The sequence below is a fragment of the Streptosporangium sp. 'caverna' genome, assembly GCF_003203775.1.
Taxonomy (GTDB): Bacteria; Actinomycetota; Actinomycetes; order Streptosporangiales; family Streptosporangiaceae; genus Streptosporangium; species Streptosporangium subroseum.
This window is the reverse complement of record NZ_CP029711.1, coordinates 7,440,285-7,465,215: the sequence shown is the minus strand read 5'-3', so window position 1 is coordinate 7,465,215 and position 24,931 is coordinate 7,440,285. Positions and strand designations below refer to the sequence as shown.

General features: G+C 70.8%; 19 protein-coding genes. 8 read left to right on the top strand and 11 right to left on the bottom strand.

Annotation, left to right across the window (positions count from 1 at the left end):
• Positions 1-190 precede the first annotated feature (190 nt).
• From DKM19_RS32585 to DKM19_RS32575, 3 genes are all read right to left on the bottom strand, one after another.
• Complete coding sequence (locus DKM19_RS32585) at positions 191-1,600, bottom strand: DUF1116 domain-containing protein (RefSeq protein WP_110701016.1); 1,410 nt, start codon at positions 1,598-1,600, stop codon at positions 191-193.
• A 262-nt stretch (positions 1,601-1,862) separates the two neighbouring features.
• Positions 1,863-3,467: an FdrA family protein gene (locus DKM19_RS32580; protein WP_204358346.1), complete on the bottom strand. Its 1,605-nt coding sequence runs from the start codon at positions 3,465-3,467 to the stop codon at positions 1,863-1,865.
• A gap of 55 nt (positions 3,468-3,522) precedes the next feature.
• Positions 3,523-4,407 carry a DUF2877 domain-containing protein gene (locus DKM19_RS32575; RefSeq protein ID WP_110701014.1) on the bottom strand — a complete coding sequence of 295 codons (885 nt, stop codon included), beginning with the start codon at positions 4,405-4,407 and terminating at the stop codon, positions 3,523-3,525.
• A 210-nt stretch (positions 4,408-4,617) separates the two neighbouring features.
• Between DKM19_RS32575 and DKM19_RS32570 the strand changes: the two genes are divergently transcribed.
• The gene (locus DKM19_RS32570) at positions 4,618-6,180 is read left to right on the top strand and encodes a PucR family transcriptional regulator (RefSeq protein WP_110701012.1); all 1,563 of its coding nucleotides are present in this window, start codon (positions 4,618-4,620) and stop codon (positions 6,178-6,180) included.
• Between the two features lie 188 nt (positions 6,181-6,368).
• Positions 6,369-6,590 (top strand): RNA-binding S4 domain-containing protein, encoded by a 222-nt coding sequence (locus DKM19_RS32565; RefSeq protein WP_089206415.1) that lies wholly within the window; start codon positions 6,369-6,371, stop codon positions 6,588-6,590.
• Positions 6,591-6,776: 186 nt separating this feature from the next.
• Here DKM19_RS32565 and DKM19_RS32560 read toward each other — a convergent pair whose 3' ends face one another.
• From DKM19_RS32560 to DKM19_RS32540, 5 genes are read right to left on the bottom strand one after another with little or no spacing between them, the layout of a single operon-like run.
• Entirely contained in the window at positions 6,777-8,411 is a 1,635-nt protein-coding gene (locus tag DKM19_RS32560; protein WP_204358345.1) for a CdaR family transcriptional regulator, read from the bottom strand.
• Positions 8,408-9,643 carry a DUF917 domain-containing protein gene (locus tag DKM19_RS32555; RefSeq protein WP_110701011.1) on the bottom strand — a complete coding sequence of 412 codons (1,236 nt, stop codon included), beginning with the start codon at positions 9,641-9,643 and terminating at the stop codon, positions 8,408-8,410. The genes DKM19_RS32560 and DKM19_RS32555 overlap by 4 nt, the downstream gene beginning before the upstream one ends.
• A gap of 4 nt (positions 9,644-9,647) precedes the next feature.
• Positions 9,648-10,697 carry a DUF917 domain-containing protein gene (locus DKM19_RS32550; protein ID WP_110701009.1) on the bottom strand — a complete coding sequence of 350 codons (1,050 nt, stop codon included), beginning with the start codon at positions 10,695-10,697 and terminating at the stop codon, positions 9,648-9,650.
• Positions 10,690-12,309 (bottom strand): hydantoinase/oxoprolinase N-terminal domain-containing protein, encoded by a 1,620-nt coding sequence (locus tag DKM19_RS32545; RefSeq protein WP_110701007.1) that lies wholly within the window; start codon positions 12,307-12,309, stop codon positions 10,690-10,692. The genes DKM19_RS32550 and DKM19_RS32545 overlap by 8 nt, the downstream gene beginning before the upstream one ends.
• The gene (locus DKM19_RS32540) at positions 12,306-13,634 is read right to left on the bottom strand and encodes a cytosine permease (RefSeq protein ID WP_110701005.1); all 1,329 of its coding nucleotides are present in this window, start codon (positions 13,632-13,634) and stop codon (positions 12,306-12,308) included. Before DKM19_RS32540 ends, DKM19_RS32545 begins: the two co-directional genes overlap by 4 nt.
• Positions 13,635-13,981: 347 nt before the next feature.
• Between DKM19_RS32540 and DKM19_RS32535 the strand changes: the two genes are divergently transcribed.
• The 5 genes from DKM19_RS32535 to DKM19_RS32515 all read left to right on the top strand — a co-directional run bounded on the left by DKM19_RS32535 (position 13,982) and on the right by DKM19_RS32515 (position 20,085).
• Complete coding sequence (locus DKM19_RS32535) at positions 13,982-15,397, top strand: uracil-xanthine permease family protein (RefSeq protein WP_110701003.1); 1,416 nt, start codon at positions 13,982-13,984, stop codon at positions 15,395-15,397.
• Positions 15,394-16,263, top strand: coding sequence for a xanthine dehydrogenase family protein subunit M (locus tag DKM19_RS32530; RefSeq protein ID WP_110701001.1), 870 nt, complete (start codon positions 15,394-15,396; stop codon positions 16,261-16,263). Before DKM19_RS32535 ends, DKM19_RS32530 begins: the two co-directional genes overlap by 4 nt.
• Before the next feature lie 22 nt (positions 16,264-16,285).
• Complete coding sequence (locus tag DKM19_RS32525; RefSeq protein ID WP_110706155.1) at positions 16,286-16,774, top strand: (2Fe-2S)-binding protein; 489 nt, start codon at positions 16,286-16,288, stop codon at positions 16,772-16,774.
• A gap of 208 nt (positions 16,775-16,982) precedes the next feature.
• Positions 16,983-19,373, top strand: coding sequence for an aerobic carbon-monoxide dehydrogenase large subunit (gene cutA / locus DKM19_RS32520; RefSeq protein WP_110700999.1), 2,391 nt, complete (start codon positions 16,983-16,985; stop codon positions 19,371-19,373).
• Positions 19,374-19,665: 292 nt separating this feature from the next.
• On the top strand, positions 19,666-20,085 hold the full coding sequence (locus DKM19_RS32515; RefSeq protein ID WP_110700997.1) for a PPOX class F420-dependent oxidoreductase: 420 nt from the start codon (positions 19,666-19,668) through the stop codon (positions 20,083-20,085).
• Between the two features lie 124 nt (positions 20,086-20,209).
• On the opposite strand, the gene DKM19_RS32510 is transcribed toward DKM19_RS32515, so the two are convergent.
• A complete protein-coding gene (locus tag DKM19_RS32510; RefSeq protein WP_110700996.1) occupies positions 20,210-21,397 on the bottom strand; it encodes an MFS transporter in 1,188 nt (395 codons plus the stop codon).
• 167 nt (positions 21,398-21,564) lie between these two features.
• Positions 21,565-22,809 (bottom strand): MFS transporter, encoded by a 1,245-nt coding sequence (locus DKM19_RS32505; RefSeq protein ID WP_110700994.1) that lies wholly within the window; start codon positions 22,807-22,809, stop codon positions 21,565-21,567.
• Positions 22,810-23,231: 422 nt separating this feature from the next.
• Between DKM19_RS32505 and DKM19_RS32500 the strand changes: the two genes are divergently transcribed.
• Positions 23,232-23,792, top strand: coding sequence for a dihydrofolate reductase family protein (locus DKM19_RS32500; protein WP_204358344.1), 561 nt, complete (start codon positions 23,232-23,234; stop codon positions 23,790-23,792).
• A 196-nt stretch (positions 23,793-23,988) separates the two neighbouring features.
• Here DKM19_RS32500 and cydB read toward each other — a convergent pair whose 3' ends face one another.
• Positions 23,989-24,930, bottom strand: a complete 942-nt coding sequence (gene cydB / locus DKM19_RS32495) for a cytochrome d ubiquinol oxidase subunit II (RefSeq protein ID WP_110700990.1) — start codon at positions 24,928-24,930, stop codon at positions 23,989-23,991.
• Position 24,931: the final 1 nt, after the last annotated feature.

The window sequence follows — 24,931 nt, the reverse complement described above, 5'->3', positions numbered from 1 at the left end:
TGTGAGGTGGGCCACGATATCGGGATAACATTCGCTAGCGGAAGTTGACCTGTAAAGAAAGCACATAACGGTATCTATCGGAAGCAGATCTTGCTGCGGATTCGATCTTCCGAGTGGGGGGCTGACGTCGGTGAATGCGTCCCGGCGTGATACGAGCGCTGTCGGCTTCGTCACAATTTATTGGCAGGAATCACATAGCTGATGCGCGGTTGTGCTCGGCGACCTCGGCCAGCGCCGCGAGGGCCGAGGTAAAGGCCGAGGCGGGCGGGCTCACCAGACCCGCGCCCACCTGTCCCGTGCCCGCCACCCGGCCCGCGATGCCGGTGTTCACCGTGGGGAGCAGACCCGTCCTGGCGACCAGCGTGACATCGACGCCGACCGGAGTGCCCCGGAAGTCGAGCCCGGGGATCTGGTAGGCGGGGTGCTCGGCCAGGGTGATCTCATACATCGACCTGGTGGCCGCCATCGCGTCCGACACGTCGCCACCGACGAACCTGACGATCGCCGGGGCCGCCGCCATCGCGAAGCCGCCCAGGCCCGCCGTCTCGGTGATCGTGGAGTCGCCGATGTCGGGGTTGGCGTCGGCCGGGCCGTACGCGCCGAGATAGAGACCGTCGGGCACGCCCGCGGGGCCGGTGAACCAGCGGTCGCCCAGCCCGGAGACCTGGATGCCGAAATCCGTGCCGTTGCGGGCCATCGCGACGACCAGCGTGGAACCGGGAACGTCCCTGGCGGCGTCGGTGCTGACCTTGCACGCGGCCATGCCCGCGTTGAGGAAGAAGTGGTCGTTGCCGTTGATGAAACGCAGGACCTCGGCCGCGTGGCCGGGAGAGGCGTCCACGATTCCGGGGGCCAGCTCACGCACCAGCAACGAGGTGGCCGCCCGATTGCGGTTGTGCAGCTCGTCGCCCATCTGCAGGGCCTGCGCGATCAGCGACGTGAGGTCCAGCGGTCCCAGCTTGTCCAGGGTGGCCCGCATCACGGGGCCGAGCACCTCGCCCATCCAGCGCAGCCGCTCCAGCACCTCGGGGCCGTAGGCGCCGTACCGCAGCACCTTGCCCAGACCTTCGTTGAGCGAGCAGTAGGCGGTGCCGCCGTGCTCGGCGTCACGGACCTCGAACATCCACATCGACGGGGTGACGACGCCCGCCATGGGGCCGACGGTCCGGTGATGGTGGCAGGAGTCCAGCCGCGCCTGCCCGGCGGCCAGCCGCTCCTCGGCCTCCTCGGCGTCGGCGGCCAGCCCCTCCAGCAGCATCGCCCCGATGAGCGCGCCACGCATCGGGCCCGACGCCCGTTCCCAGTCGATCGGCGGCCCGGCGTGCAGGAACGTGCCCTTCGGCAGGTCGAGCACCTCGTGCGCCGGCCGTACCCCGACGAGCTGGGGCCGCGCGGACAGCAGCCGGCCCACGGCGGTCTCGTTGGCACCGGCCCTGCGCGGATCGGCCAGCACACGGGCCAGGTCATCGTCGGTGCCGGGCATCGGCGGACGCCAGTCCACCCTCACCCTGGGTACGGCCTGCGCGTCCAGCGCCTCGCCGAGCACGTCGGCGCCGACAGTGATCACTTCCGGCTCGCCGGAGAGCATGGGCAACGTCATCGACGACTCCTGAGCGGGGAACGGTGACTCCGCTCAGGACCGGGAGCCACCGCTGCTCCGGTCCTGGGCGGGGTCCTGAACGGGGTCCTGAACGGGGTCCTGAACGGGGTCCTGAGCGGGGAGGAGTGGCTTCCGGCCTGATGACCGCCGGCCTCGGGCATCCGGTGGCGGGTCATCGAGCGGTGACGGGTCACGGAGCGTTCGCGACCGGCCTCGGGCATCCGATGGCGGGTCGTCGAGCGATGGTGGGCCATGCGGTGGGTCACAGGGCGGTCGCGACGACATCGGCCGCGTAGCGGGCGGCCCGCGCGTTGGACGTGAACACGGTGGCCCCGGCCGCGTGCAACGCCTCGGCCTGGGCGTTCAGCCCCTGGGGGTCACCGGAGGAGCCGACCAGCACGACGACCACCGGAACCCCCCTGGCGACGGCCGCGGTGATCGCGGGTGTGAGCCGTACCGAGGGATCGGGGTCGGCGCCGTGCCCGAGCACCACGTCGAGCAGTACGACCGCGCCCGGCGGCACCTCGGCCAGGGCCTCCAGGCGGAGCGACGGGTCGATCATCGGATGGGGCCGGCCGCGGGTGTAGGCGTCGTCGCCGAAGTCGGTGAACTCCCCGGTTCCGGCGATCAGCCGGGCCTCCACGCACAGGGTTCCCCCCGAGTAGATGCCCCGCAGCGTCCTTCCGGGAGAACCGGAGGAGCCGGAAGCGGCGGAAGCACCCGGAGAACCGGGGGAATCGGAAGCACCCGGAGCACCAGGAGAACCGGATGGGTTCGGGGCGCTGGGGACACCGGGAGAACCGGATGGGTCCGGGGCGCCGGGGACACCGGAAGGACCGGGTGAGTCTGGGGCGCCGGAGTCTGGGGCACCGGAGGCGGCGGGAGAGCCGGGAGCACGGGTCTCGTCCTGAGGGCTCGGCACGGTGGAGGGCCACGAAGGCCATTCGGGGACCGGCACGCCGAGGGTGCGCAGGGCGGTCTCGGCGGCGGCCGTCAGGTCGCCCTGGCCGGGGCCGAGCAGCGCGGTCACCACCGGTGTTCCGAGCTTCGAGACGGCTTCCCGTACGACGTCGGCGACCTCGGGAGCCGGGGGCTTGGAGATCAGGATGATCAGTTCGGTCGCCGGGTCGGCGTCGAGCGCCTCCAGAGCGCGGAGGGTGGACAGCGCGCCCACGTCCGCCGACAGGTCCCTGCCGCCCACGCCCAGCACGTGGCTGACCCCCACGCCCGCCAGGTCCAGCAGGCAGGTCACCTGCTGCGCCCCCGTCCCGGAGGCGGCCACCACGCCGACGGGGCCGGGGCGGAGCACGTTCGCGAAGCCGAGGCCGACCCCGCCGATCACGGCGGTGCCGCAGTCGGGGCCCATGACCAGCACGTCCAGCTCCCCGGCGCGCTTCTTGAGGAGCACCTCCTGCTCGACCGGCACGTTGTCGCTGAAGATCATCACGGACAGGCCGGCCTCGACCGCGTCCATCGCCTCGGCGAACGCGTACGGGCCCGGCACCGAGACCAGTGCCAGCGTGGCGTCGTGGCCGCGGGCGGCGGCGCGCACGGTGCGCGGTGGCCGCTCGGACGCGGTCGCGCCCGTCGCCCGGCCGGCGAGCCCGGTCAGCAGTCGCTCCAGCTCGGCGTCGGCGGACTCCAGCACGTCGGAACCGCTGCTCCGCAGCGCGATCAGCAGATCGGCGGGGCCGGTCTGGGGGAGGTCGAAGCCCAGCTCGGTGGCGATGTCGCGGTTGAGCTCGGTGGCCATCGCCACCACCGCGACCTGCACCCCCGGCAGCGCGGTGAGTGCCTGGCTGACCCGCATCAGGCTCACCGAGTCGTGATAGACGCCCGTGCGTATCCGGACCACATCGGTGCTCAACTGCCCCCGCCCTCCAGGTGATAGACGCCCGTGCGCATCTGGACCACATCGGTGCTCAACTGCCCCCGCCCTCCAGGTTGATGACCGCGGCCAGGCCGATGCGCAGTCCGCAGGCCAGGTCCGCTCCCGAGGTGTGGCCGAGCTGGAGCAGGCGGTGCAGCGCGGGCTCCAGGGACTGCCGTCCGGCCATGCCTCGCAGTACGGCCAGCACCTCGCCGCTGGCCTCGCCCCTGGCCGCGCAGTGCAGCAACGTCGCCGAGATGGGGGTGGTCCTGCCGCGGGCGTCGAAGGTGACCGCGGCGGCCAGCCAGTCGGCCAGCCAGACGGCCCTGCTCACCCCGGCCGCCGTGCCCAGGTGACGTAGCGCGACCAGCAGCCCGGCGAGCACGTCGTCACCGCTCGGGGTGAGTCCGGGACCCAGGCCCACCAGCTGCTCGGCGGCCGTGACGCTCTTCAGCAGCGAGGCCTCGGCGCATCCCTCGGTCAGCAGGTCGGCGGCACGGTTGCCCTCCAGCCCCGGACGCCTCGGTGAGCGGTCGCACAGTTCGGCCAGCACGGGCAGCGAGCGGGCCAGCCGTACGGGATCCACGGGCCCGAGCGTCGGGGCAGGGTTCCACCAGCGGTGGGCCCGCAGGCTGAGCCGTCCGATCTCGATCGAGCCGTCGCCGACGGAGGCCTCGTCGCCCACGGCGACCTGCGGCATCGAGCCGGTGACCACCATCGCGTTGGGCAGGCGGGTGGCGTCCCCGGTCACCACCGCGATCACGTGTGGTTCGAGCTCCGTGCGGACCTCCAGGTAGATCCCGGAGGGGAAGGCCGCCAGCACTCGCGCGGGGCGGCGGGGCGTCTCCAGCATCTGGCGCAGCGCCGTGCTGACCGCACCGGTCCCGTGTGTCCGCACGTGCGCGCGCGGAGCCCTCGGACGCGTTCCAACGGTCATGTGGTCACCTTTGCCAGGCCCCGTGCTGTGACAGTGCTTCTTCCAGGCCCTTTTCCAGCGGTTCGCTCGCTGAGCTCGCTCACGGACACCCCTATCCCTTGAGGTGACGGTAGAACGGGCATGGATCCAGGCCGTACGGAGAAAGATGCCAACAGTCTGGCTAAAGGTTGGCTCTTCCTGACAGACGGGTGCATCAGTCACAATCACCTCATGGAACCCCCCGTGCGTCTGGCCAGCACCGGCACGATCATCCACGGAGTCGCCGTCGGAGAGGTCCTCGGCGTCTCCACGCTGGCCGGAGCCCGGCTGATCGCGGGGGAGCGGGGACTGGGCCGGATCGTGCAGCGGCTCAACGTGATGGAGGTCCCGGACATCCTCGCCTGGGTGAAGCCTCACGAGCTGCTGCTCACCACCGGCTACCCGCTGCGCAACACCCCCCAGTCGCTCGACCGGCTGGTGATCGACCTGGACGAGCGCGGCCTGGCGGCGCTGGCGATCAAGCTCGGCCGCTATCTGGACCGGCTGCCGCCGGAGATGGTGGAGCAGGCGGACCGGCTGGGCTTCCCGCTGATCCAGCTTCCGGACGACGTCGGCTTCGACGACATCCTGAACCAGGTCCTGACCGACATCCTCAACCGTCAGGCCGCCGTGATGGCCAGGGCCGAGGAGGCACACCGGGCGCTGGTCCAGGTCGTGCTCGCCGGTGGAGGGCTGCGCGAGGTGGCGGCCGAGGTCGCCGGGCTGCTCGACGTGGCGGTGGCCGTGCTGGACGGAGCGGGCCAGATGCTGGCCTCCGCCGGGCCCGCCGAGTATGTGGCCGCGCTGCGCGACGCCCCCGAAGGACGCCACACCTCGGTTCCCGTCGTCGCAGGTGGGCACCACCACGGCCGGATCGTCGCCTGCGGCCCGGTCGGGTCGATCGGCGATAGCGACATCGGCATCCTGGAACGTGCCGCCACGGTCGCCGCACTGGTGGTGACGCGGCAGGAGGCGGTCACCGCGGTCGAGAGCAAATATCGCGCGGACTTCCTGCGTGACGTGCTCACCGGGCGGGCGGGCGGCTCCGAGCGGGTCACCTCGCGGGCCAAGACCTTCGGCTGGGACCTGGAGCGCCCGGTCACCGTGCTGGTGGCCGAGCTCGACCCGGAGGGCGACGAGCGCATGGCCCAGGATCGCCTGGTCACCTGCTGGACCGCCGCGATGCGCCGCCACGACCCGCGCGGCGCGGTGGCCGGGTTCTCCCACGAGGTCGTGACGATCGTGGACGCCGCCGTCGACGCCGGCCGCCTGGCCAGGGACGCCGCCACCGCCTTCGCCGAATGCCTGCCCGCCACCTTCTCCACCGGTGCCAGCCGCATCGCCGTCGGGGCGGAGGCCCTGCCCGAGGCGTACGGCCAGGCGTTGAAGGCGGCCAGGGTGGGCCGCCAGCTCCACGGCCACGGCGCGGTCGCCCACTTCGACCAGCTCGGCGTCTACCGCCTGCTGTCCCTGGTGAACGACACCGCCGAGCTGCACTCCTTCGTCCGCGAGACGCTCGGCTCGCTCGCCTCCGACGCCGACGCGGAGAACGCGGACCTGCGCCGGACCCTGCAGGTGCTGCTGGAGACCAACCTCAACGTCGCCGAGACGGCCAGGCGGCTGCACTTCCACTACAACACGCTGCGATACCGGATCGGCAAGCTCGAAAGGATGCTGGGCAGCTTCACCGAGGACGCACATCTACGGCTGAACCTCACCCTCGCCCTGCACGTTCTGCGAATGCGCGGCATCTGAACCCCGCTCCGCACGTCCTGTGTATGCATGGGGCTCGAACCTCGCTCCGCACGTCCTGCGTATGCGTGGCATCCGAACCCCGCCCTCGTCTCCTAAGCCCTGCGGATGCGGGGCATCCAACCTCGTCGTGGTCCCGCATGTCCTGCGGATGCGCGGCACCTTGACCGGCGGGATCTAAACTCTGGGTCGTGAACGAGACCTTTGAGCTGGAAACCGAGTACATCCCACTGTGTGACCTGCTCAAATATTGCGGCGTCGCCGACACGGGCGGCCAGGCCAAGCATTTCATCGCCGATGGCAACGTCATGGTGGACGGTGAGATCGAGCTCCGCAAGACCTGCAAAATCCGTACGGGGCAGGTCGTGACCGGTGACGGCTTCGAGATCCGCGTGGTCGCCCCCGCGAGCTGACCCCCGCGGGTCTTCACCCGTGGCCGTCGTCCAGGGCGACCCCTGTCGCCGGATGGCGAGGTCGCATGGCTCCGGACGGGTGGCTTCCCACGGATGGCGAGGCTGTGTGGCTTCGGACGGGCGGCCTCTCACGGATGGCGAGGCCGCGTGGCGCGGGACGGGTGGTTTCCTGCTCCGACGCGCGGCTCAGATGCGTGCGACGCGGCAGGCGAGGTGGAGGGCCAGGCGGGTGTCGGGGTCGGTGAGGTCGACGCCGAGGAGCTGCCCGATCTTGGCAATCCGCCGGGCGATGGTGTTGCGGTGGACGCCCAGGACGGCGGCGGCCTCGATCAGGGAGGACTCGGCGTCGAGATAGACGGTGAGGGTCCGGATCAGGTCGCCCGGCTCGGAGTCCAGGGTGGCGAGCAGCGACTTGGCGGCGGGGACGAACGTGTCGGTTCTGGTCCAGGCAAGCAGGAGCTGGGCCAGGCCGAGGCGGTCGACGTGCAGGAAACGGCCGGTCTCGACCCGCGACCCGGCCAGGCGGGCGGCGTCGCGAGCCTCGGACAGGGTGCGGGCGATGCCGCCGGGGCCGAGGTGGGGCCGGGCCATGCCCACGTGGAGGTCGAGGTCGGCCAGGCGGCGCTGGGCCTGCCGTACGCGAGCGGCCAGCCGGTTCACCGGTCCGGGACCGGGCTCGGTGTCGTTGGTCACCCAGGCCATCCAGCCGTCGTCCTCCGCCACGACGACCGCCGCGACTCCCTCGGCGGCCAGCGCGGAGACCACGTCGGTGCTCAGCGCCACCACGTCCACCGACCGGCTCACGCCGATGCGGATGCCCGTGTGCCAGCCGTCCAGCCTCCAGCCCGCCTCCGCCGCGCGGCGGCGTAGCGAGGGGCCGGGATCGTCGCCCGCCTGAAGGAGCTCGCCGAGCAGGCCCGACCTGCGCCGGGCGTCGCGCTCCACATCCACCCGGCGCAGTGCCAGCGATCGCTGGACCGCTGCCGCGGCCACCGCGAGAACCTCCTCGTCGCCGGCCACCGCGGCCGAGCCGGTCGCGTCGTTCTCCGCCGTCCGGGTCGCCGAGATGTCCTTCGCCACGCGAGGCGTCGTGTCGTCTTTCGCCGGTCGGGTCACCGTGATGTCCTTCGCCGGGTGGGTCGTCGAGATGCCTTTCGCCGGGTCGCTCCTGGCCGCTCGGGTCGCCGCCTCGTCCGTCGTGCCGCCTGTGACGAGCCACAGCTCCGGGGTCCGGCCGTCAGGGGCGAGGACCGGTACCGCGACGCCGCCGCCCGTCAGCCGCTGACGCACCGGGACGGTCGTCCTGACCCGAGCCGGTATGGCGGGGCCGAGCAGTACGGTCCCGTCCCTCGCCAGCACGGTGACCTCGGTTCCCAGGACCGCGCTCGTCCGGTCGCGCATCTCCGCGAGGGCGGTCGCGCCGGCGTCGAGAACCCGATGTGCCGCGAGAACCCGCCGTGCCACGTCCACCTCGGGGGAGGCGACCAGCACGGCCAGCTTCATCGCCGTCTCCAGCGGATCCTCCCGGCAGCCGAGTACGGGCATCTCCAACCGGTCGGCGAGCAGGACCGTGCTGCGCAGCAGCGGTTCGGTCCCCGGAACCAGCAGCCCGGCGGCCCCGGCCTCGGCCGCCCGGCTCAGCTCGGCGTCCAGTCGCCAGGCGGTGCGGTCGGGATCCAGCAGGACGAGCAACTCCCCGGGGGAGAGGGTCGCGCCGGCCGTTCTCGCCGCCACGCGCACGCCGGTGACCTGGCGTTCCGTCGCGATCTCCCCCGCGAGTGCGACCAGCGGGGCCCGGACGAACAGATCAGCGATGATCATCGGCCCTCTCCGTCCGGCAGGTCGTCCCGGTGAGGCAGGTCGTCTCCGCGTGATGTGCCGTCCTGGCACGCCAGGCCGCCTCCGTACGGTGAACCGTCCTGGCACGGCAGGTTGTCTCCGCGTGGTGAGCCGTCCCGGTGCAGCAGGCTGTCTCCACTCGATGTGCCGTTCCGGTGCGACGGGTCGTCTCCGGTGGGGCCCCGGCCGTCGGCGTCGCCGTCCTCCAGCAGGCACGGGGGGATCTCGATGCCGAACGCCGTGGGGGAGACCTGGGCGAGGCGGTCAGGCCGGCGCCAGAGAGCGGGGGATGCCAGCTGGACGACCTCGACCCGGTGTCCGGGCCGTATCTTGTGGCAGGCGATCGGCGCCCCGGTCCGCGACTCCAGCAGGCAGAGCACGTCGGGGGTGGTCGCCACCGGCACGCCGTCCCGGAACACGACCTGGTACTCGTTCTCCATCTCCACGCGCAGCACGGCTCCACCGTGGTCCAGGACCGTCACGGTGCCGCGTCCGCTCGGGCGCCTGTCCACCTCGACGACCCGCCCGGTCCCGGCGAGCCTGCCGCCGAGGGCCGCCGCACGCGGTGCGCGCCCCGGCAGCGACAGCATGGTGCGCCCGAGACCGAGCGCCCGCGAGAGGCTGCCGACGATCGCCTGCCCGGGGAGGTCCGCGGCGCGGATCGGCCAGTGCGCGAACGCGGCCCACCCGCCGCTCGCCGCCAGCGCGCCGCGGATCATCCGTTCTGCCGCGTCGGGGTCGCACCGGTCCATGACCGTGGTCCGGCCCGCGGCGTCCACCATCGCGTACGGCCCGGCGGCCACGTTCGCCCGCGAGGTGGACATGTGGCCGAGCCTGGGGAAGGCCCGTCCCATGAGGTCGGCGTCCACCACCGGCCGTCCGCAGCAGAACGCGGCGAGCCCGTTGACGCCGCCCGCCTCCAGGGACATGACCGCGTCCACCCGGACGCCGCTCCAGCGGGCCACCACCTCGATCGCCTCGTCCAGCTCGCCGCCGGAGGGGAGTTTCTCGTCCAGCAGCCCGGTCGACCCGATGAACCCGATCGGCACGACCACGGCGTCACGGGGGAGGCCGGCGACCGCCAGGAACGGCACCGGGGCCGCGCGGAGCCGCTGCCGCAGCAGCGTCGCCATCGTGGCGCTGGGACCGCCGCCGCCGGAACCGAGCAGGACGCAGCCACTGTCGAGGGCGGCGACGTCCTGCTCGGTGATCACCTCTCTAGGTTGTCACGGGGTCGATGTCGTACCCGAAGTACCTCGGTCCGACGAGTGCCAGGCCCTCCGGCGTGTGCCAGCGAGGGTCACATGGGGCGACCAGCACCGTGACCCGCTGGCCGTACCGGGTGCCCTCGGTCGTCACCGGAACGCCCGTCTGCTGGTCGAGCACGCAGATCAGGTCGGGCGTGGTCGCCACGGGCACCCCGTCGAGCTCGGCCAGCAGGTGCTCGTTCTGGAACGACAGGCGCAGCTCGGCCGCGCCGTCGGTGAGCCTCGCCGTACCCCGGGCGAATCCCCCGACGGTGCGGCGCTCGACGTCCAGGACCTTGCCGGTGAACAGCACCCGCCCGCCCAGCCGCTCCGCGACCGCCTCGGCCGTGTCGCCGGTGGTCCGGTGGCGCTCGACCAGCGCGCCGAGTTCGGCGCAGAGCGACAGGGTGCCGGGCACCATGTACTCGCGGGCCTGCCGGCCGGTCATGGCGTAGAGGGCGGTCGTGGACGAGCCGCCCATCTCCACGGTGGCCGCTCGGGCGAGCCGTTCGGTCCAGTGGTTGTCGACGGTGTGGATGACCGCCCGGTTGCCCTTGTCGTCGGACATCGCCATCGGGGAGGCCTTGACCCCGTAGAGGCCGGGGACGAACATCTGCAGCTCGGGGAACGCGCGGCCCATGCCGTCGGCGTCGATGAGCGGCAGGCCGGTCCTGGCCGCCGCGGCGACGGGGATCAGCGAGTTCACGCCGCCCGCCTCCGCGCAGGCCAGGTGGGTCGGGCGACGGCCGAGGTAGCCGCACAGGGCCTCCACCGCGTTGGAGAGCTCGTCGGCGGCGGGCAGTTTCTCCACCATCACCGTGGGCGCGCCCATGGACGCGACCGGCAGGACCACCGCGTCGTCGGGCAGCTCCGCCAGCGGTGTCAGCTTCACCGGGCCGTTCTCCCGCAGGGCGGCGCGGGCCATGAGGCGGCCGATGTAGGGGTCGCCGCCTCCGCCCGTGCCGAGGATCGCCGCTCCCGTGGCGATGTCGGCGAGGTCGCCGAGGCCGATCTCACGCATGTCCCGCTCCCTTGGTCGAAAGTCCCTTGATCGCCAGGTCGCCCACGGCCTTCACCCGGATCCGCGTGGCGTCCCCCGGGAGGTAGGGCACCGGGATCTCGTCGAACTCCACGATCCGGACGCTGCCCGGCTGGGCGCCTCCCGCGATCGCCCGGTCCACGGCCTCCTGGCGGGCCTCGTCGAGTACGGTCTCCCGGCGGCCGGGGGCAACGGTGTAGATCCGGTCCACCTCGCCGCCGATCTGCGCGATGGCCGCGCCGATGGCGTTGGCCACCGAGTGGTTGCCCGGCCGGTGCAGGGTGCCGCAGCCGGGCAGTTCGTCGGGCAGGAGGATCGATCCGCCGCCCACCGCCACCACGGGAAGCGGCTCCGGGCTGGTCCGCATCCGTTCCACGGCCTCGGCCACCTCGTCGGCGATCCGCTTGAGGACCGCCTGGACCATGCTCCGGTCCAGGTGGGCGACCAGCGAGGGGTCGCCGATCTCCGCCCGGCCCGCGGCCACCGCGATGTCGGTGGCGGTGAGGGTCGAGCCGCCGAACACCAGCGCCTGCTCGGGCAGGCGGTAGCCGACGGAGTCGGGGCCCACGCCGTGGTCGGGGTGAATCCGGCTGCCGCCGCCGAGGCCGATCGACAATACGTCGGGCATCCGGAAGTTGGTGCGGATCCCCGCGACCGTGACCTCGGTCGTCGCCTCGCGGGGAAAGCCGCCGCTGAGGATGCCGATGTCGCTGGTCGTGCCGCCGATGTCGACGACCGCGCAGGTGCCGATGCCGGACAGCGCCGCGGCGCCGCGCATGGAGTTGGTCGGTCCCGAGGCGAAGGTGGCGACCGGGTAGCGCCTGGCGAACTCCAGGTCCATCAGCGTGCCGTCGTTCTGGCTGAGGTAGAGGGGCGCGGTGATGCCGAGCCCCGCCATCGCCCCGGCCAGGCCGTCCACGATGCCGGTCGCGAGCTCCCTGAGCGCCGCGTTCACAATCGTGGCGTTCTCCCGCTCCAGCAGGCCGATCCGGCCGATCTCGTGGGAGAGCGAGATCGGCACGCCCGGCAGTTCGGCGGCGAGGATCTCCGCGGCCCGCTCCTCGAACTCGATGTTCACCGGGGAGAAGACCGAGGAGACCGCCACCGAACGGATACCGCGGGCACGGATGTCGTCGGCGGTACGGCGCAGCTCGTCGGGATCGAGTTCGGAGATGAGCCGCCCGTCGAACTCGTGGCCTCCGTGGCACAGGTAGCCCCGGCCGGAGACGGCCTCGACCAGCGCGTCCGGCCAGTCCACGAACGGGGGCAGGGCCGAGGTGGCGGGCAGGCCAAGCCGTACGGCCGCGGTGGGGGCGAGCCGGTCGGCCTCCACCAGCGCGTTGATGAAGTGCGTGGTGCCGATCATCACGGCGTTCACGTCGCCCAGCGTCGCGGTGTCCGTACCGCCCACGGCCCCGACGGAGCCCGTCCCGGACCGGTCGTGGAGGAGCTGGTCCCGCAGGCCTTCGAGGGCCGCGACGATTCCGCCGGTGACGTCCCGGGTGGTGCTCCGCTTCACCGCGGCGACCACCCGTTCGCCGTCCATCAGGACCGCGTCGGTGTTGGTGCCGCCCACGTCGATGCCGATCCTCATGCCCGGACCCCCTCGGAGATCGCGATGTCGGACGGAGCGGTTCCCACTTCTCTCACCAGGCCGAGCTTCCCGCAGGCGACGTAGAGGAGGAAGGCCACGACCAGGGAGTTGACGCTGCCCAGCCCGGCGGTGACGTACTGGCCGACGAGCGAGGCGACCAGCCATATCACCAGTGTCATGGGGACCCACATCGGAGAGCTCGACGGAGCGGCGCCCTCCGCGCGGCCCTCGGCGAGCCGGCCGCGCCAGCGGCGCACCACGAAGTATTCGGCGATCATGATCCCGGCGATCGGCGGGAACACCACCCCGAGGATCAGCAGGAAGTTCGAGAACTGGTCGAGGATCCCGGCCGCGCCCAGCAGCGTGCCCGCCACGCCGACGACCGCGGTGACCACGGCCCGGTTGGGGCGGCGGCCGGTGATGACGACGACGAAGTTCACGATGCCCAGGCCCGAGGAGTACAGGTTCCAGTCGTTGATCTTCAGCGTTCCCGCGACGATCACCAGCGTGCCGACCAGGCCGACCGAGGAGGTGACGATCGCGATGACGTCGGAGCTGCCGACCGCGTGGGCGAGGAGCACTCCCGAGAGTCCGATGACGTACTCGCCCAGGGTGACGCCGACCAGCGTCTGCTTGACGACGTCGGCGGCGCTCCGGTTGAACCGCGTCATGTCGGGAGTGATCACCGCGCCGACCATGAGGCTCCCCGCGACCAGCGCCACCCCCTGGAGCAGGGTCATGGCCGGCCCCGGTGGTGGAGAGGAGACGAGCGTGCCGAACGGATGACTGCTCAGCTCGGAGATGATCGACCAGGCGACCAGCGCGAGAAAGAGCGGGACGGTCAGGTAGGCGGTCCATGCCATGGAGTGGAAGCCGAGCATGACGATGGCCGTGACGGCTAGGCCGAAGGCGATCGCCCACACCCACTCCGGCGGCCCGCCGATCAGCGCCGACAGGCCGCGGGCCGAGACGCCCGACTGGACGCCGAACCAGCCGATCAGGCTGATCCCGATCGCCAGCCCGATCACCGCGGAGCCGCCGCGGCCGAATCCGGTCCAGCGGGCGAGCATCGAGGTGGACAGGCCCTCGCGCATGCCGATGATGCCCACGAAGATCATCCCGAACTCCAGGATCACCGCACCGATGGTCAACGCCCAGAACGCGCCCCAGAAGTCCATGCCGAAGCCGAGCGTCGCGCCGAGCAGGAACTGGGTCAGGGCCGAGACCTGGCCGAACCGCTGTACGGCGATCGACCACCAGGGGTAGCGCGCTTCGGCGGGCACACGTGCCAGCGAGTAGTCGTCCATGCCGACGGTGTCAGCCATCCGGGCCTCCAGAAGTGAGTTGGGAGTACGGTAAGCAGCCGTTCCGCCCTGGCATAGGTGCGTTACGCACCGCTTGGATGGCTGAATCGGGCGGTTCGCACCGTCGCCTCGTGAAGGGCTCGGCGAGGCCGCGCGCGGGAGGTCTTCGTGGTTCCTCGCGTGTTCACCGAGCGTTCTCGCCGATCGTGCGCGACGCTTTCACTGGTCAGCGACTCAGATTTGGCAGATCATGACGGTGTAAGGGCGTGATCGCGGGCCTAATGTGCCCGCAACGACAGCATGGGGATTCGCCGGAGGGATGCCTGCGGGGCGGCCACCGACCGACGGCCCGGTGAAAGGTGGGCTTGATGGTTGCAGGTTGGACAAAACACGGCGACGGAAAAACCCTGGCACCGGGAGAGGTCGTCAAACCGGACGAGCGGCTCTCCTGGCCGCGCATGGTCGGGTTCGGCGCGCAGCACGTCATCGCGATGTTCGGGGCGACGTTCGTCTTCCCCCTGGTCATGGGGCTGGACCCGAACGTCGCCATCATGTTCTCGGGCGTCGCGACGATCATGTTCCTGCTCATCGTGAAGGGGAAGATCCCCAGCTATCTCGGGACCAGCGCGTCGTTCGTGGGCGGGGTGCTCGCCATCCGGGCGGCCTTCGGCGGCGACGTCCCCATGGCCGACGCGATCGTCACCGGGTCGATCCTCGTCGTGGGGCTGGTGCTCGCGCTCATCGGCGTGGCGATCCACTACGTCGGCGTGCAGATCATCCATCGGATCTTCCCGCCGGTCGTCACCGGCGCGGTCGTGATGCTGATCGGGTTCGGCCTGGCGTACGTGGTCGCGGACATCTACTGGCCGCAGGACCAGTGGATCGCCCTGATCACGATGTGCGTCACCTTCCTGATCATCGTGCTCTTCAAGGGGTTCATCGGCCGGATCGGCATCCTGCTCGGACTGATCATCGGTTTCCTCCTCTCCTGGGGGGCCGACCGGATCTTCGGCGACATCACCGCCTACAACGCCGGCACCGGCGCGGTCGACGCGCATCCGAGGGTGAGCTTCGGCGCGGTGGCCCAGGCCGACTGGATCGGCCTGCCGAACATGCACCTCCCCGATTTCAAGGTCTCCGCCGTGATCCTCGTGCTCCCGGCCGTGATCGCGCTGGTCGCCGAGAACGTGGGCCACGTCAAGGCGGTCGGTGAGATGACCGGCACCGACGTGGACCCCTACATGGGCCGGGCGATCATCGGTGACGGGGCCGCCACCGTGGTGGCCAGCGCCTTCGGAGGCTCCCCGACCACCACCTACGCCGAGAACATCGGGGTCATGGCCGCGACGAGGGTCTACTCGACGGCCGCGTACTACATCGCGGCCGTCATCGCGATCCTGTTCGGCCTCTGCCCCAAGTTCGGCGCGCTGGTCGCGGCGACGCCGGGCGGCGTGCTCGGCGGCATCACCGTCATCCTCTACGGCATGATCGGCCTGCTCGGCGCGAAGATCTGGATCGAGAACCGGGTGGACTTCTCCGACCCGGTCAACATGGTTCCGATCGGAGCGGGCATCATCCTCGCCATCGGGCCGGTCAAGCAGATGATCGGCTCGGACTTCACGCTGGAGGGCATCGCCCTCGGCACCATCGTGGTGCTCGTGGGCTATCACGTGCTCCGGGCGATATCCAACCGCACCGGTGCGGGCAGTGGTCCCGGTGGTCCCGGTGGTCCCGCCGTTCCCGAGACCGAGCCGACCGGGCTGAAACGAGAGGCCGCCGGGTGAAGCCACCCCCCTTCGACTACCACGCACCCCGCTCCCTCGGCGAGGCGCTCGACGCCCTCGCCGAGGCCGGGGAGCACGGCAAGGTCCTCGCGGGCGGCCAGAGCCTGATCCCGATGCTGAACATGCGGCTGGCCGCCCCGGCGCACCTCGTCGACATCAACCGGCTGCCTGAGCTGGCCACCCTCGACGTGGAGCCGGACGGCGTCCGCGTCGGCGCGCTGGCCAGGCACGCCCAGGTGGAGCGGTCCGAGCGGGTCGCGGCCGTTCAGCCGCTGCTCCGCGAGGCGCTCCGGCTGGTCGCCCACCCGGTGATCCGCAACCGGGGCACCGTGGTCGGCAGCCTGGCGCACGCCGACCCGGCCGCCGAGCTGCCCGCCGTACTGGCCCTTCTCGGAGGCTCGGTACGGCTGGCGCGGCCCGGCGTGACCCGCGACGTCCCGGCCGCCGACTTCTTCGTGGGTCCCCTGGAATCGGCGGTCGAATCCGGCGAACTGGCCGTCTCCGCGTTCTTCCCCGCCCTGCTCCCGCGCTCGGGCACCGCGTTCCGCGAGGTCGCCAGGAGGCACGGCGACTACGCCCTGGCAGGGATCGCGGCCCTGGTCCGCCTGGACGACGACCTGCGGATCACCTCGGCCACGGTGGCGTGCGTGAGCGTCGGCCCCGTCCCGATGGTCGTCGACGTCACCGCGGCCTGCGGCCACCGGCCGCCGGCGACGGCCGACTGGGCCTCGGCGGCGCGGGCCGTACAGGATCGCGTCGATCCGGAGACCGACATCCACGCGACCGCCGACTACCGGCGGCACCTCACCGGGGTCCTGGCCGAGCAGGCACTCCGTGACGCGGCCAGGGAGGCCACCGGTGCATGAGATCACGCTGACCGTCAACGGGATGATCCGGCAGGTCGAGGTGCCAGGGCGGCGGTTGCTGTCGGACTGCCTGCGGCACGATCTCGGACTGACGGGCACCCACGTCGGCTGCGAGCACGGGGTCTGCGGCTGCTGCACGGTGCTGCTGGACGGCGAGCCCGTCCGGTCCTGCCTGACGTTCGCGGTCACCGTGGACGGGCACGAGATCACCACGGTGGAGGGGCTCGCCGGAGAGGACGGCACCATGTCGCCGGTGCAGCGGGCCTTCGGCGAGTGCCACGGCCTGCAGTGCGGCTTCTGCACCCCCGGCTTCCTGTGTACGGTGACCGCCCTGCTGCGGGAGAACGCGACGCCGACGGAGCAGGAGGTGCTGGAAGGCATCTCCGGCAACCTGTGCCGGTGCACGGGGTATCAGAACATCATCAAGTCCGTTCATCGCGCGGCCGAGATCATGGCGGAGGAACGGCGAGCGGGCGCGGACTCCGAGCCGCAGGGCGAGGAGATCGGGTGAGGGGGCGACGGGATCGAGCCTGCGGGCACGGCGTGCGCCGACGCGGACCCCGAGCCGTGGGGCGAGGAGATCGGGTGAGGTGCAGCGGCGTGCGCCGATGCGGACTCCGAGCCGTGGGGCGAGGAGATCGCGCGAGGGGCCGCGGCGTGCGCCGATGCGGACTCCGAGCCGTGGGGCAGGACAGGGACGGTCAAGAGGCGAGGACATCATGAGCACGAAGCTGTTCGGAGAGCCGGTCCAGCGGCGGGAGGACCCCCGGCTGCTCACCGGGCAGGGACACTACGTGGACGACCTGGGAGCGGGCGCGCTCGAGGTGGCGTTCGTCCGGTCCCCGTACGCCCACGCCCGGATCCGCGACATCGACGTGTCGGACGCCGTCGACGTGGAGGGGCTGGTGGCGATCTACACGTGGGAGGACCTGCCCACCCTCCTCGCCCAGCCGCTGCCGCTGCTCATCCCGCACCCGGCGCTGACCCACGGCCGCACCGCCTACCCCCTCGCCCGCGACGTCGTCAGGCACGTCGGCGAGCCCGTCGTGATGGTCGTCGCCCGCGACCGCTACCTCGCCGAGGACGTCTGCGCGCTCATCCAGGTGGACTACGAGCTGCTCAAGCCGGTGGTCGGGGTGGAGGCGGCGGCGCAGTCGGCGCAGCTCGTCCACGAGGACGTGCCGGACAACGTCGGCGCGCACCTGATCCAGGAGGTGCCCTCGGCGGACGGGCTCGACGCGCGGGAGCTGATCGAGACCGCGCCGCACACGCTGACCTTCCGGCTCGACATCGAGCGCAGCGCCTCCATGCCGCTGGAGGGGCGCGGTGTGTACGCCCGCTGGGACGCCGACGACCAGTCCCTGCGCGTCTACTCCAGCACCCAGACCTCCACCAGCGTCCGCATGGCCATCGCGGCCAAGCTCGGCCTGCCTCTGCCGAAGGTCGAGGTGATCGCGCCCGACGTGGGCGGCGGGTTCGGCGTCAAGATCGTGCATCCGTGGCCGGAGGAGGTGCTGGTCCCGTGGGCGGCGATCCTGCTCGGCCACGAGGTCAAGTGGACCGAGGACCGGCGCGAGCACTTCATCTCCTCGGCGCACGAGCGGGCCCAGGTGCAGTTCGTCAGGGTCGGCTTCGACGACGACGGCAGGGTGCTCGGCCTCGACGTGAACATCCTGCACGACCACGGCGCCTACACGCCGTACGGGATCATCGTCCCGATCATCACCTCCACCCAGCTCCTCGGCCCCTACAAGATCGGCGCCTACCGGGTCGAATTCTCCTCGATCTACACCAACACCGTGCAGGTCACGCCGTACCGTGGGGCGGGCCGCCCGCAGGGGGTCTTCTGCATGGAGCGGACGATGGACCACATCGCCGAATACCTGGGGGCGGACCGTACGGCGGTGCGCGAGGCCAACTTCATCCAGCCCGACGAGTTCCCCTACGACCAGGGTCTGATCTTCCAGGACGGCCGTCCGCTGATCTACGACAGCGGTGACTACCCCGAGTCGCTGCGACTGCTCAAGGAGCTCATCGGCTGGGACGGCTTCCCCGCGCTGAAGGCCCGGGCCGCGGCCGAGGGACGGAGGATCGGGCTCGGCATCGGCTGCTACGTCGAGGGCACCGGAGTCGGCCCCTACGAGGGCGGCCACGTCCAGATCACCTCCGACGGCCGGGTGCACGTCTCCACCGGTCTCACCTCGCAGGGCCAGGGCCACGAGACGGTGTTCGCGCAGATCGCCGCGGCCGAGCTCGGCGTGCCGATGGAACGGGTCTCGGTGGTCACCGGCGACACCCGCAGGTTCGGCTACGCGGTCGGCACGTTCGCCTCGCGGGCCGCGGTGATGAGCGGCAACGCGATCGCCCTGGCGTGCAGGAAGGTCAGGGAGAAGGCGCTGCGGATCGCCGCCGAGGCGCTCGAGGCGGACCCCCGCGACCTGGAGATCGTCGACGGCGAGGTGAGGGTGGTGGGCTCGCCCGGCGTCTCGATCCCGCTGGCGACGGTGGCGGTGCTGTCCAACCCCCTGCGCTACGCCTTCGACTCCGAGACGGCCCGGGCGACCCAGTTCGCGGGGGCGTCGTCCTTCGACCGGCCGCCGGTGGAGGCGGGGGAGGAACCGGGGCTGGAGGGACGCGACTACTACTCGCCGATCCGCTCGACGTTCGCCTCCGGCATGCACGCGGCGATCGTCGAGACCGATCCGCTGACGGCCGAGATCCGCATCCTGCGTTACGCCGTGGTCCACGACTGCGGAAACCTGATCAACCCGATGATCGTGGAGGGGCAGATTCACGGCGGGGTCGCCCAGGGTGTCGGTGGCGCGTTGTACGAGCGCATGGTCTACGACGATCACGGTCAGTTGCTGAACGCCTCGTTCATGGACTTCCTGATGCCCTATGCCACGGAGATCCCCTTCATCGAGACGGCCCACCTGGAGACTCCGTCCCCGCTCAACCCCCTGGGAATCAAGGGGGCGGGTGAGGCGGGGGTGATCCCGGGCTCGGCGGTGATCGCCTCGGCCGTCGAGGACGCCGAGGGAATCAGGATCGACAAGATGCCGATCTCCCCCTCGGAGCTGTTCGACCTCCGCCGAGCCGCCGCGGGCTGATTCGCCGGATCTCCAGGGCGACCCGCGCCGCCGTGGGCCGATCCGTTGGATCGCCATGCCGGGGGCGGGGTTTCCCGCCGGCGGGTACGTGCTTGAAATCTTCGGCAAGGCCCGCCGACGCCACCTGCGCCAGGGGTTCCGGCCGCCTGGACAGGCGTTCCAGCACGAGACGGGCCGTTCACGGAGGGTCGCCGAGTCGTGACCATATGCGATGTGACACCGTGGATGTGTATCTCGCGGGCCGCATGCGTCACCCTCACCGTGGGGGACGTCGAGGCGAAGAGGAGTGATCATGTCAAAGCCGCCGCTTCCCGAGGAAGCAGTCGCCATGCTGAAGAAGCCGAATCCCGCCGTCATCACGACGCTTCGGTCCGACGGCCAGCCGGTGTCCACGGCTACCTGGTATCTCTGGGACGACGGCCGGATCCTGGTCAACATGGATGAGGGCCGCAAGCGGCTGGGTCACATGCGCGACGATCCCCGGGTCACCCTCACCGTGCTCGACGAGGGCGACTGGTACACGCACGTCAGCATCATCGGGCACGTCGCCGAGATGCGCGACGACACGGATCTGACCGGCATCGACAGGCTGGCCCAGCAGTATCTCGGGAAGAGCTATCCGCAGCGGGATCGCAGCCGGGTCAGCGCCTGGATCGAGATCGACGGCTGGCACGGCTGGGGCGCGCTCAAGGACAACAGACAGCCCGGCTGACACCTGCCCGGGCAGGCGACGGCCGGGCGGTGGCTCATGCCCGCGGCAGGTGAGCGGGCGGCGAAGGCCGCCTCATGTCCCGGGGACCTCAGTCGGCACGTTGGCGCCGAGTCCGGCTGATTCGTCAGCCGGACAGCGCGGGCTGGAGGGAGCGCATGACGACGGCTCCCGCGGCGATCAGGCCCGCGATGCCGATCAGCAGAACGACCTGAGTGCTGAGGAAAATGTTCAGCAGGGTACTGACCAGAAGGCCGGCCGTCGAGAGCAGGGTGACCAGCACGTACATGGCGGCGGTCGTACGGCCGAGCAGGCCTCCGGGGACGATCGCCTGGATGCAGCTGACCTGTGTGACGACGAAGATCGAGAATCCGATGCTCTGGACGAACACGGGGACGGCTTGGAAGGCGCCGGGCCAGTCGTTCGGGACGAACAGGAGAAAGGGCTGGGTCGCCATCAGGGAGAGCCAGAAGGTCCTGATCCGGCCGATCCGGCGGGCGATAGGCCAGGCGAGCAGCGCCCCGGCCACTGCCCCCGCGGTTCCCCCGGTGCCGAGCCAGCCGAAGGTCGCGTCGGAGAGACCCATCGAGTTGTAGGGGAACCGAGCCTGGTTGACCGTGACGACCGTCAGTGACAGGTACGCGAGACCGGTGGCGAAGGTGACCACACGCAGGGGTGGGTAGTTCCCCAGGAAACCGAGACCCTCGCGGAGTTCCTTCATGAAGCCTCGACGCCCGGCCGCAGCGGCCTCTGGAGCGTCGATCCGGTGCAGCAGAAACGCGGACACGAGTGCACCGACGGCCTCGATGAGAAGTGCGACCGGTGCCGCCGCGATTGCGAGGAGCCATTTCACCGCCCGTCCCGCGCCGAGGCCGGCCAGCGAGCCGAAGGCCGTGAGGGTGCCGTTGGCGGCGATCAGCGCGTCCCGGTGCACAAGGGTCGGCAGGAAACTCGGCCGGGCCACGTAGACGAATGCCGAGGCCACGCCGATCCCGACTGCCGCGACCCAGAGATGGGACATGGTGAGCATGTCGAGCGACCAGGCGGCCAGGACGGAGAACAGCAGGACCGAGTGGGCCAGCGCGGCGGTGACCAGAACGGGACGGCGGCGCGTCCTGTCCACCCAGACGCCTGCGGGAAAGGCCAGAAGGACCATGAGGACCGCCTGTACGGCTCCGAGCATCGAACTCGTGACAAAGCTCTGGTCGAACGCCGCCACCGCCACCAGCGTCAGCCCGATGATGCTCGCCTGGGCACCGAGTAATTCGGAGCCCAGGAACAACAGGAAATTCCGACGCCGGAGCAGGGAGATCATTCCGGAATCTTAGGGTGATATTTCGGGGTCTTTCAGGGATTGGGCGCTTGCCGATCTCGACTCGTTGAACAGGTCCGAAACCGCATCAGGGACGCGAGGCGCCTCCTCGGGCATGGACGCCAGTGGCTGGGCTCTCCAAGGGTGTCGGATGTTCACGGTGGAGAGGGTCAGGCGTCGACCTGGTCCGAGGGGGGCAGGTCGCGCATCGTGCGCAGCGGGGAGAGCAGCAGCGGCACCACCGACAGCAGCCCCAGCACGACACTGATCCACAGCGTGGTGCGGGCGCCGAAGAGTTCGCCCAGCACCCCTCCGACCAGGCCGCCGAGGGGAATCGTGCCCCATACGACAAAACGCATGGTGGCGTTCATCCGGCCGAGCATGTGCTCGGGGGTGACGCTCTGGCGGAAGCTGAGCTGACCGACGTTGTAGAACACCACGCCGATCCCGTTCATGAACATGCCGATCGCGAACAGCGACATTCTCCAGCCGGGCTCGGCGAGTGGCACCAGGAGCATGAACGGGTTGGTCACGAGGTTGGACAGCCAGATGATCCTGGCGGTGCCGACCCGGCGGCTGACCATGCTCACGCTTGCCGCGCCGACGAGCCCGCCGAGGGCCGCCACCGAGAACAGCAGGCCGATGCCGCCGGGGGAGAGGCCCACCACCCGGGCCAGGAAGATCATCTCAACGGCCGCCAGTATCCCGCTGCCGAAGTTGGCGGTGGCGGTGCAGGCGGCGATCATCCGCAGGATCCGGTGCGTGGCCACGAACCGCAGCCCCTCGCCGATCTCCTTGAGGAGGCTCCGCCGCGCCGTGCGGTCCGGCACCTGCTCGGTGGCTTTGATCCGCCACAGGAACAGCGCCGAGCCCAGAAAACTGATGGCGTCCAGGAGCACCGCGACCGGCGCGGTGAGCGCCTGGACCAGCAGACCGCCCACGCCGGGCCCGGCCACGCCCGCCGTCGTCCGCACGATCTCCAACTTGGAGTTGCCGTCCACCAGCCGCTCCCGCCCGACCAGGCTCGGCAGGTAACTCTGGTAGGAGATGTCGAAGAAGACCGTGGCCAGGCCCATGCCGAGCGCCACGCCGTACAGCTGGGGGAGGGTCAGCCCGTCGAGCCACCATGCGATCGGCACCGACAGCAGCAGCGCGCCGCGGACCAGATCCGCGGTGATCAGGATCCCCCGCCTGCGCATCCGGTCCACCCACACCCCGGCGGGCAGCCCCACCAGCAGGAACGCGGCGGTCTCGGCCGCGACCAGCAGCCCGGTCTCGAACTCGCTCGCCTTGAGCGCGAGCACCGCGACCAGTGGAAGCGCGAGCATGCTGATCTGTGTGCCGACCTGGCTGATCGTGTCGGCGCCGAACAAGAGCATGAAGTTCCGATGCCGGAACAGGCTGGGGGAGGTCACCGGGGCATGGTGACGATCTCTGCGGCAAAAATCAACACCTTTACTCCGTTGTTGGAGCCGAGCCGACAGCCGAGGTTCCGAAGGAGACCGTCAACTCGGCGACATCGTCATCGATGAAGATGTCCTCGTCATCACCGATCTCAGACACGATCACGCCTCTTGCGAAGCATGGCCGTCGGCCGTGTTCTTCTCGACGGAGCGCTCATGGGGTACGGCCCCTGAGGGCAGGGCGATGATCTCAGGTGCGTCTGGGGAACTCCGAGGTGTTGAGATCGCCGTAGTCCTCCTTGAAGTTGCCATCGGAGACGACCTCCCCCGAAGAAGGAGTGCTGACATTTCGGATATAAACGGCCCGATGACCGTGAAGGGTCGTGTGAGGCCTGGTTTGTGCTCTACTGTCGGGCCGTATGGGGAAGGTCATCTTGCACGTCACCATGTCGCTGGACGGTTTCATGGCCGGTCCGGACATCAGCGTCGAGCTGCCCATGGGCCGGGGCGGGCCGCGGCTGCACGACTGGATATTCAACGCGTCCTCCAACAATGTGGACGGCGGAGTGATCCGGGAGCTGTTCGCCACGACGGGGGCGGTCGTGCTGGGCAGGAGGACGTTCGATGTGAGCCTGGGGGAGTGGGAGGACACGCCTTTCCCCGCACCCTCCTTCGTGCTCACGCATGAGGTCCGAGAGGAGCTGGCCATGAAGAGTGGAACGTTCACCTTCGTGACCGACGGCGTCGAGAGCGCACTTCGGCTGGCCAGGGCGGCCGCGGGTGAGAAGAACGTCATCGTGATGGGCGCGGACGTCTCCCAGCAGATTCTCAGGGCCGGCCTCCTCGACGAGATACACCTTCAGATCGCACCGGTGCTGATCGGTGAGGGCCGCCGGCTGTTCGACCACCTCGGCACCGATCACATCGAGCTGGAACGGACCCGAGTGATCGAGTCACCCCACGCCACGCATCTGGAATTTCGCGTCGTGAAATAGGCGGCGACGCCGCCACGGTCCCGTTCTGCCTGGGCCCGCCGACAGGAGGACTCGGTCCCGTTCCGCCTGAGTCCGTCGGCGGGAGGGCCCGTCCCGTTCTGCCCAGGACGGGACGGGACAACCGGCAGGAGGACTCGGCTCCGCCCTGGCCCGGCCTGACGGCGGGAGACCTCGCCCAAGCGGCGAGTCCGGTGTCTCAGGACACCTCGGCGACCAGGCGCTTGCGGAACACCCAGTACGACCAGGCCTGGTAGCCCAGGACGAACGGCAGCGCGACCAGGCCGATCCAGGTCAGCACGTTCAGCGTGTAGGGGCCGGAAGCGGCCTCGGCGATGGTCAGGCCCGGTAGGGGCGCCGGGGAGAGGGCGCCGAACAGGGCGGCGCCGGTGCCGGCGATGGACGAGGCGGTGGCGGCGAACGCCCAGCCGTCCCGGCCGCGCCAGGTCAGCGCGATCCCGGCGGACAGGGCCGCCATCGCGGTCAGCGCGCACGCCCACAGCCACGGTGCCGCGGCCCAGTCGGAGACGGACGCGGACGCGCCGGGGATGCCGGACAGCGCCACCACCGCGGCGGGCAGGGCCACCGCGGAGGTGATCATCGCGGTACGGCGGGCACGCGAGCGCACCGGACCGGAGGTCTTGAGCGCGACGAAGACCGCCCCGTGGAGCACGCACAGCGAAAGGGAGAAGATCCCGCCGGCCAGCGCCGCCGTCGCGCTGCCGTGCAGCAGGTCGGCGAAGACCGCGCCCCACAGGAACGCGGGGAGGAAACTGCCGACCAGGATGCCCAGATCGGCCCGGGCGCGGCCCGTGGAGCTGTGAACCTTGCCCCGCCACTCCAGGCCGATGCCGCGCACGATCAGCCCGACGAGGACCAGCGCGATCGGGAGGTAGAACGTGCTGAGCAGCCCGGCGTACCAGGCGGGGAAGGCGGCGAACATCGCCCCGACGGCGGTGATCAGCCAGACCTCGTTGCCGTCCCATACCGGGCCGATCGTGCCCAGAACCTGCTTGCGTTCGGCCTCGTTCCTGGACAGCACCGGTGCCAGCATGCCCACGCCGAAGTCGAAGCCCTCCAGGACGAAGTAACCGGTCCACAGGAACGCGATGACCGCGAACCAGAAGGTGGTGAGTTCCATG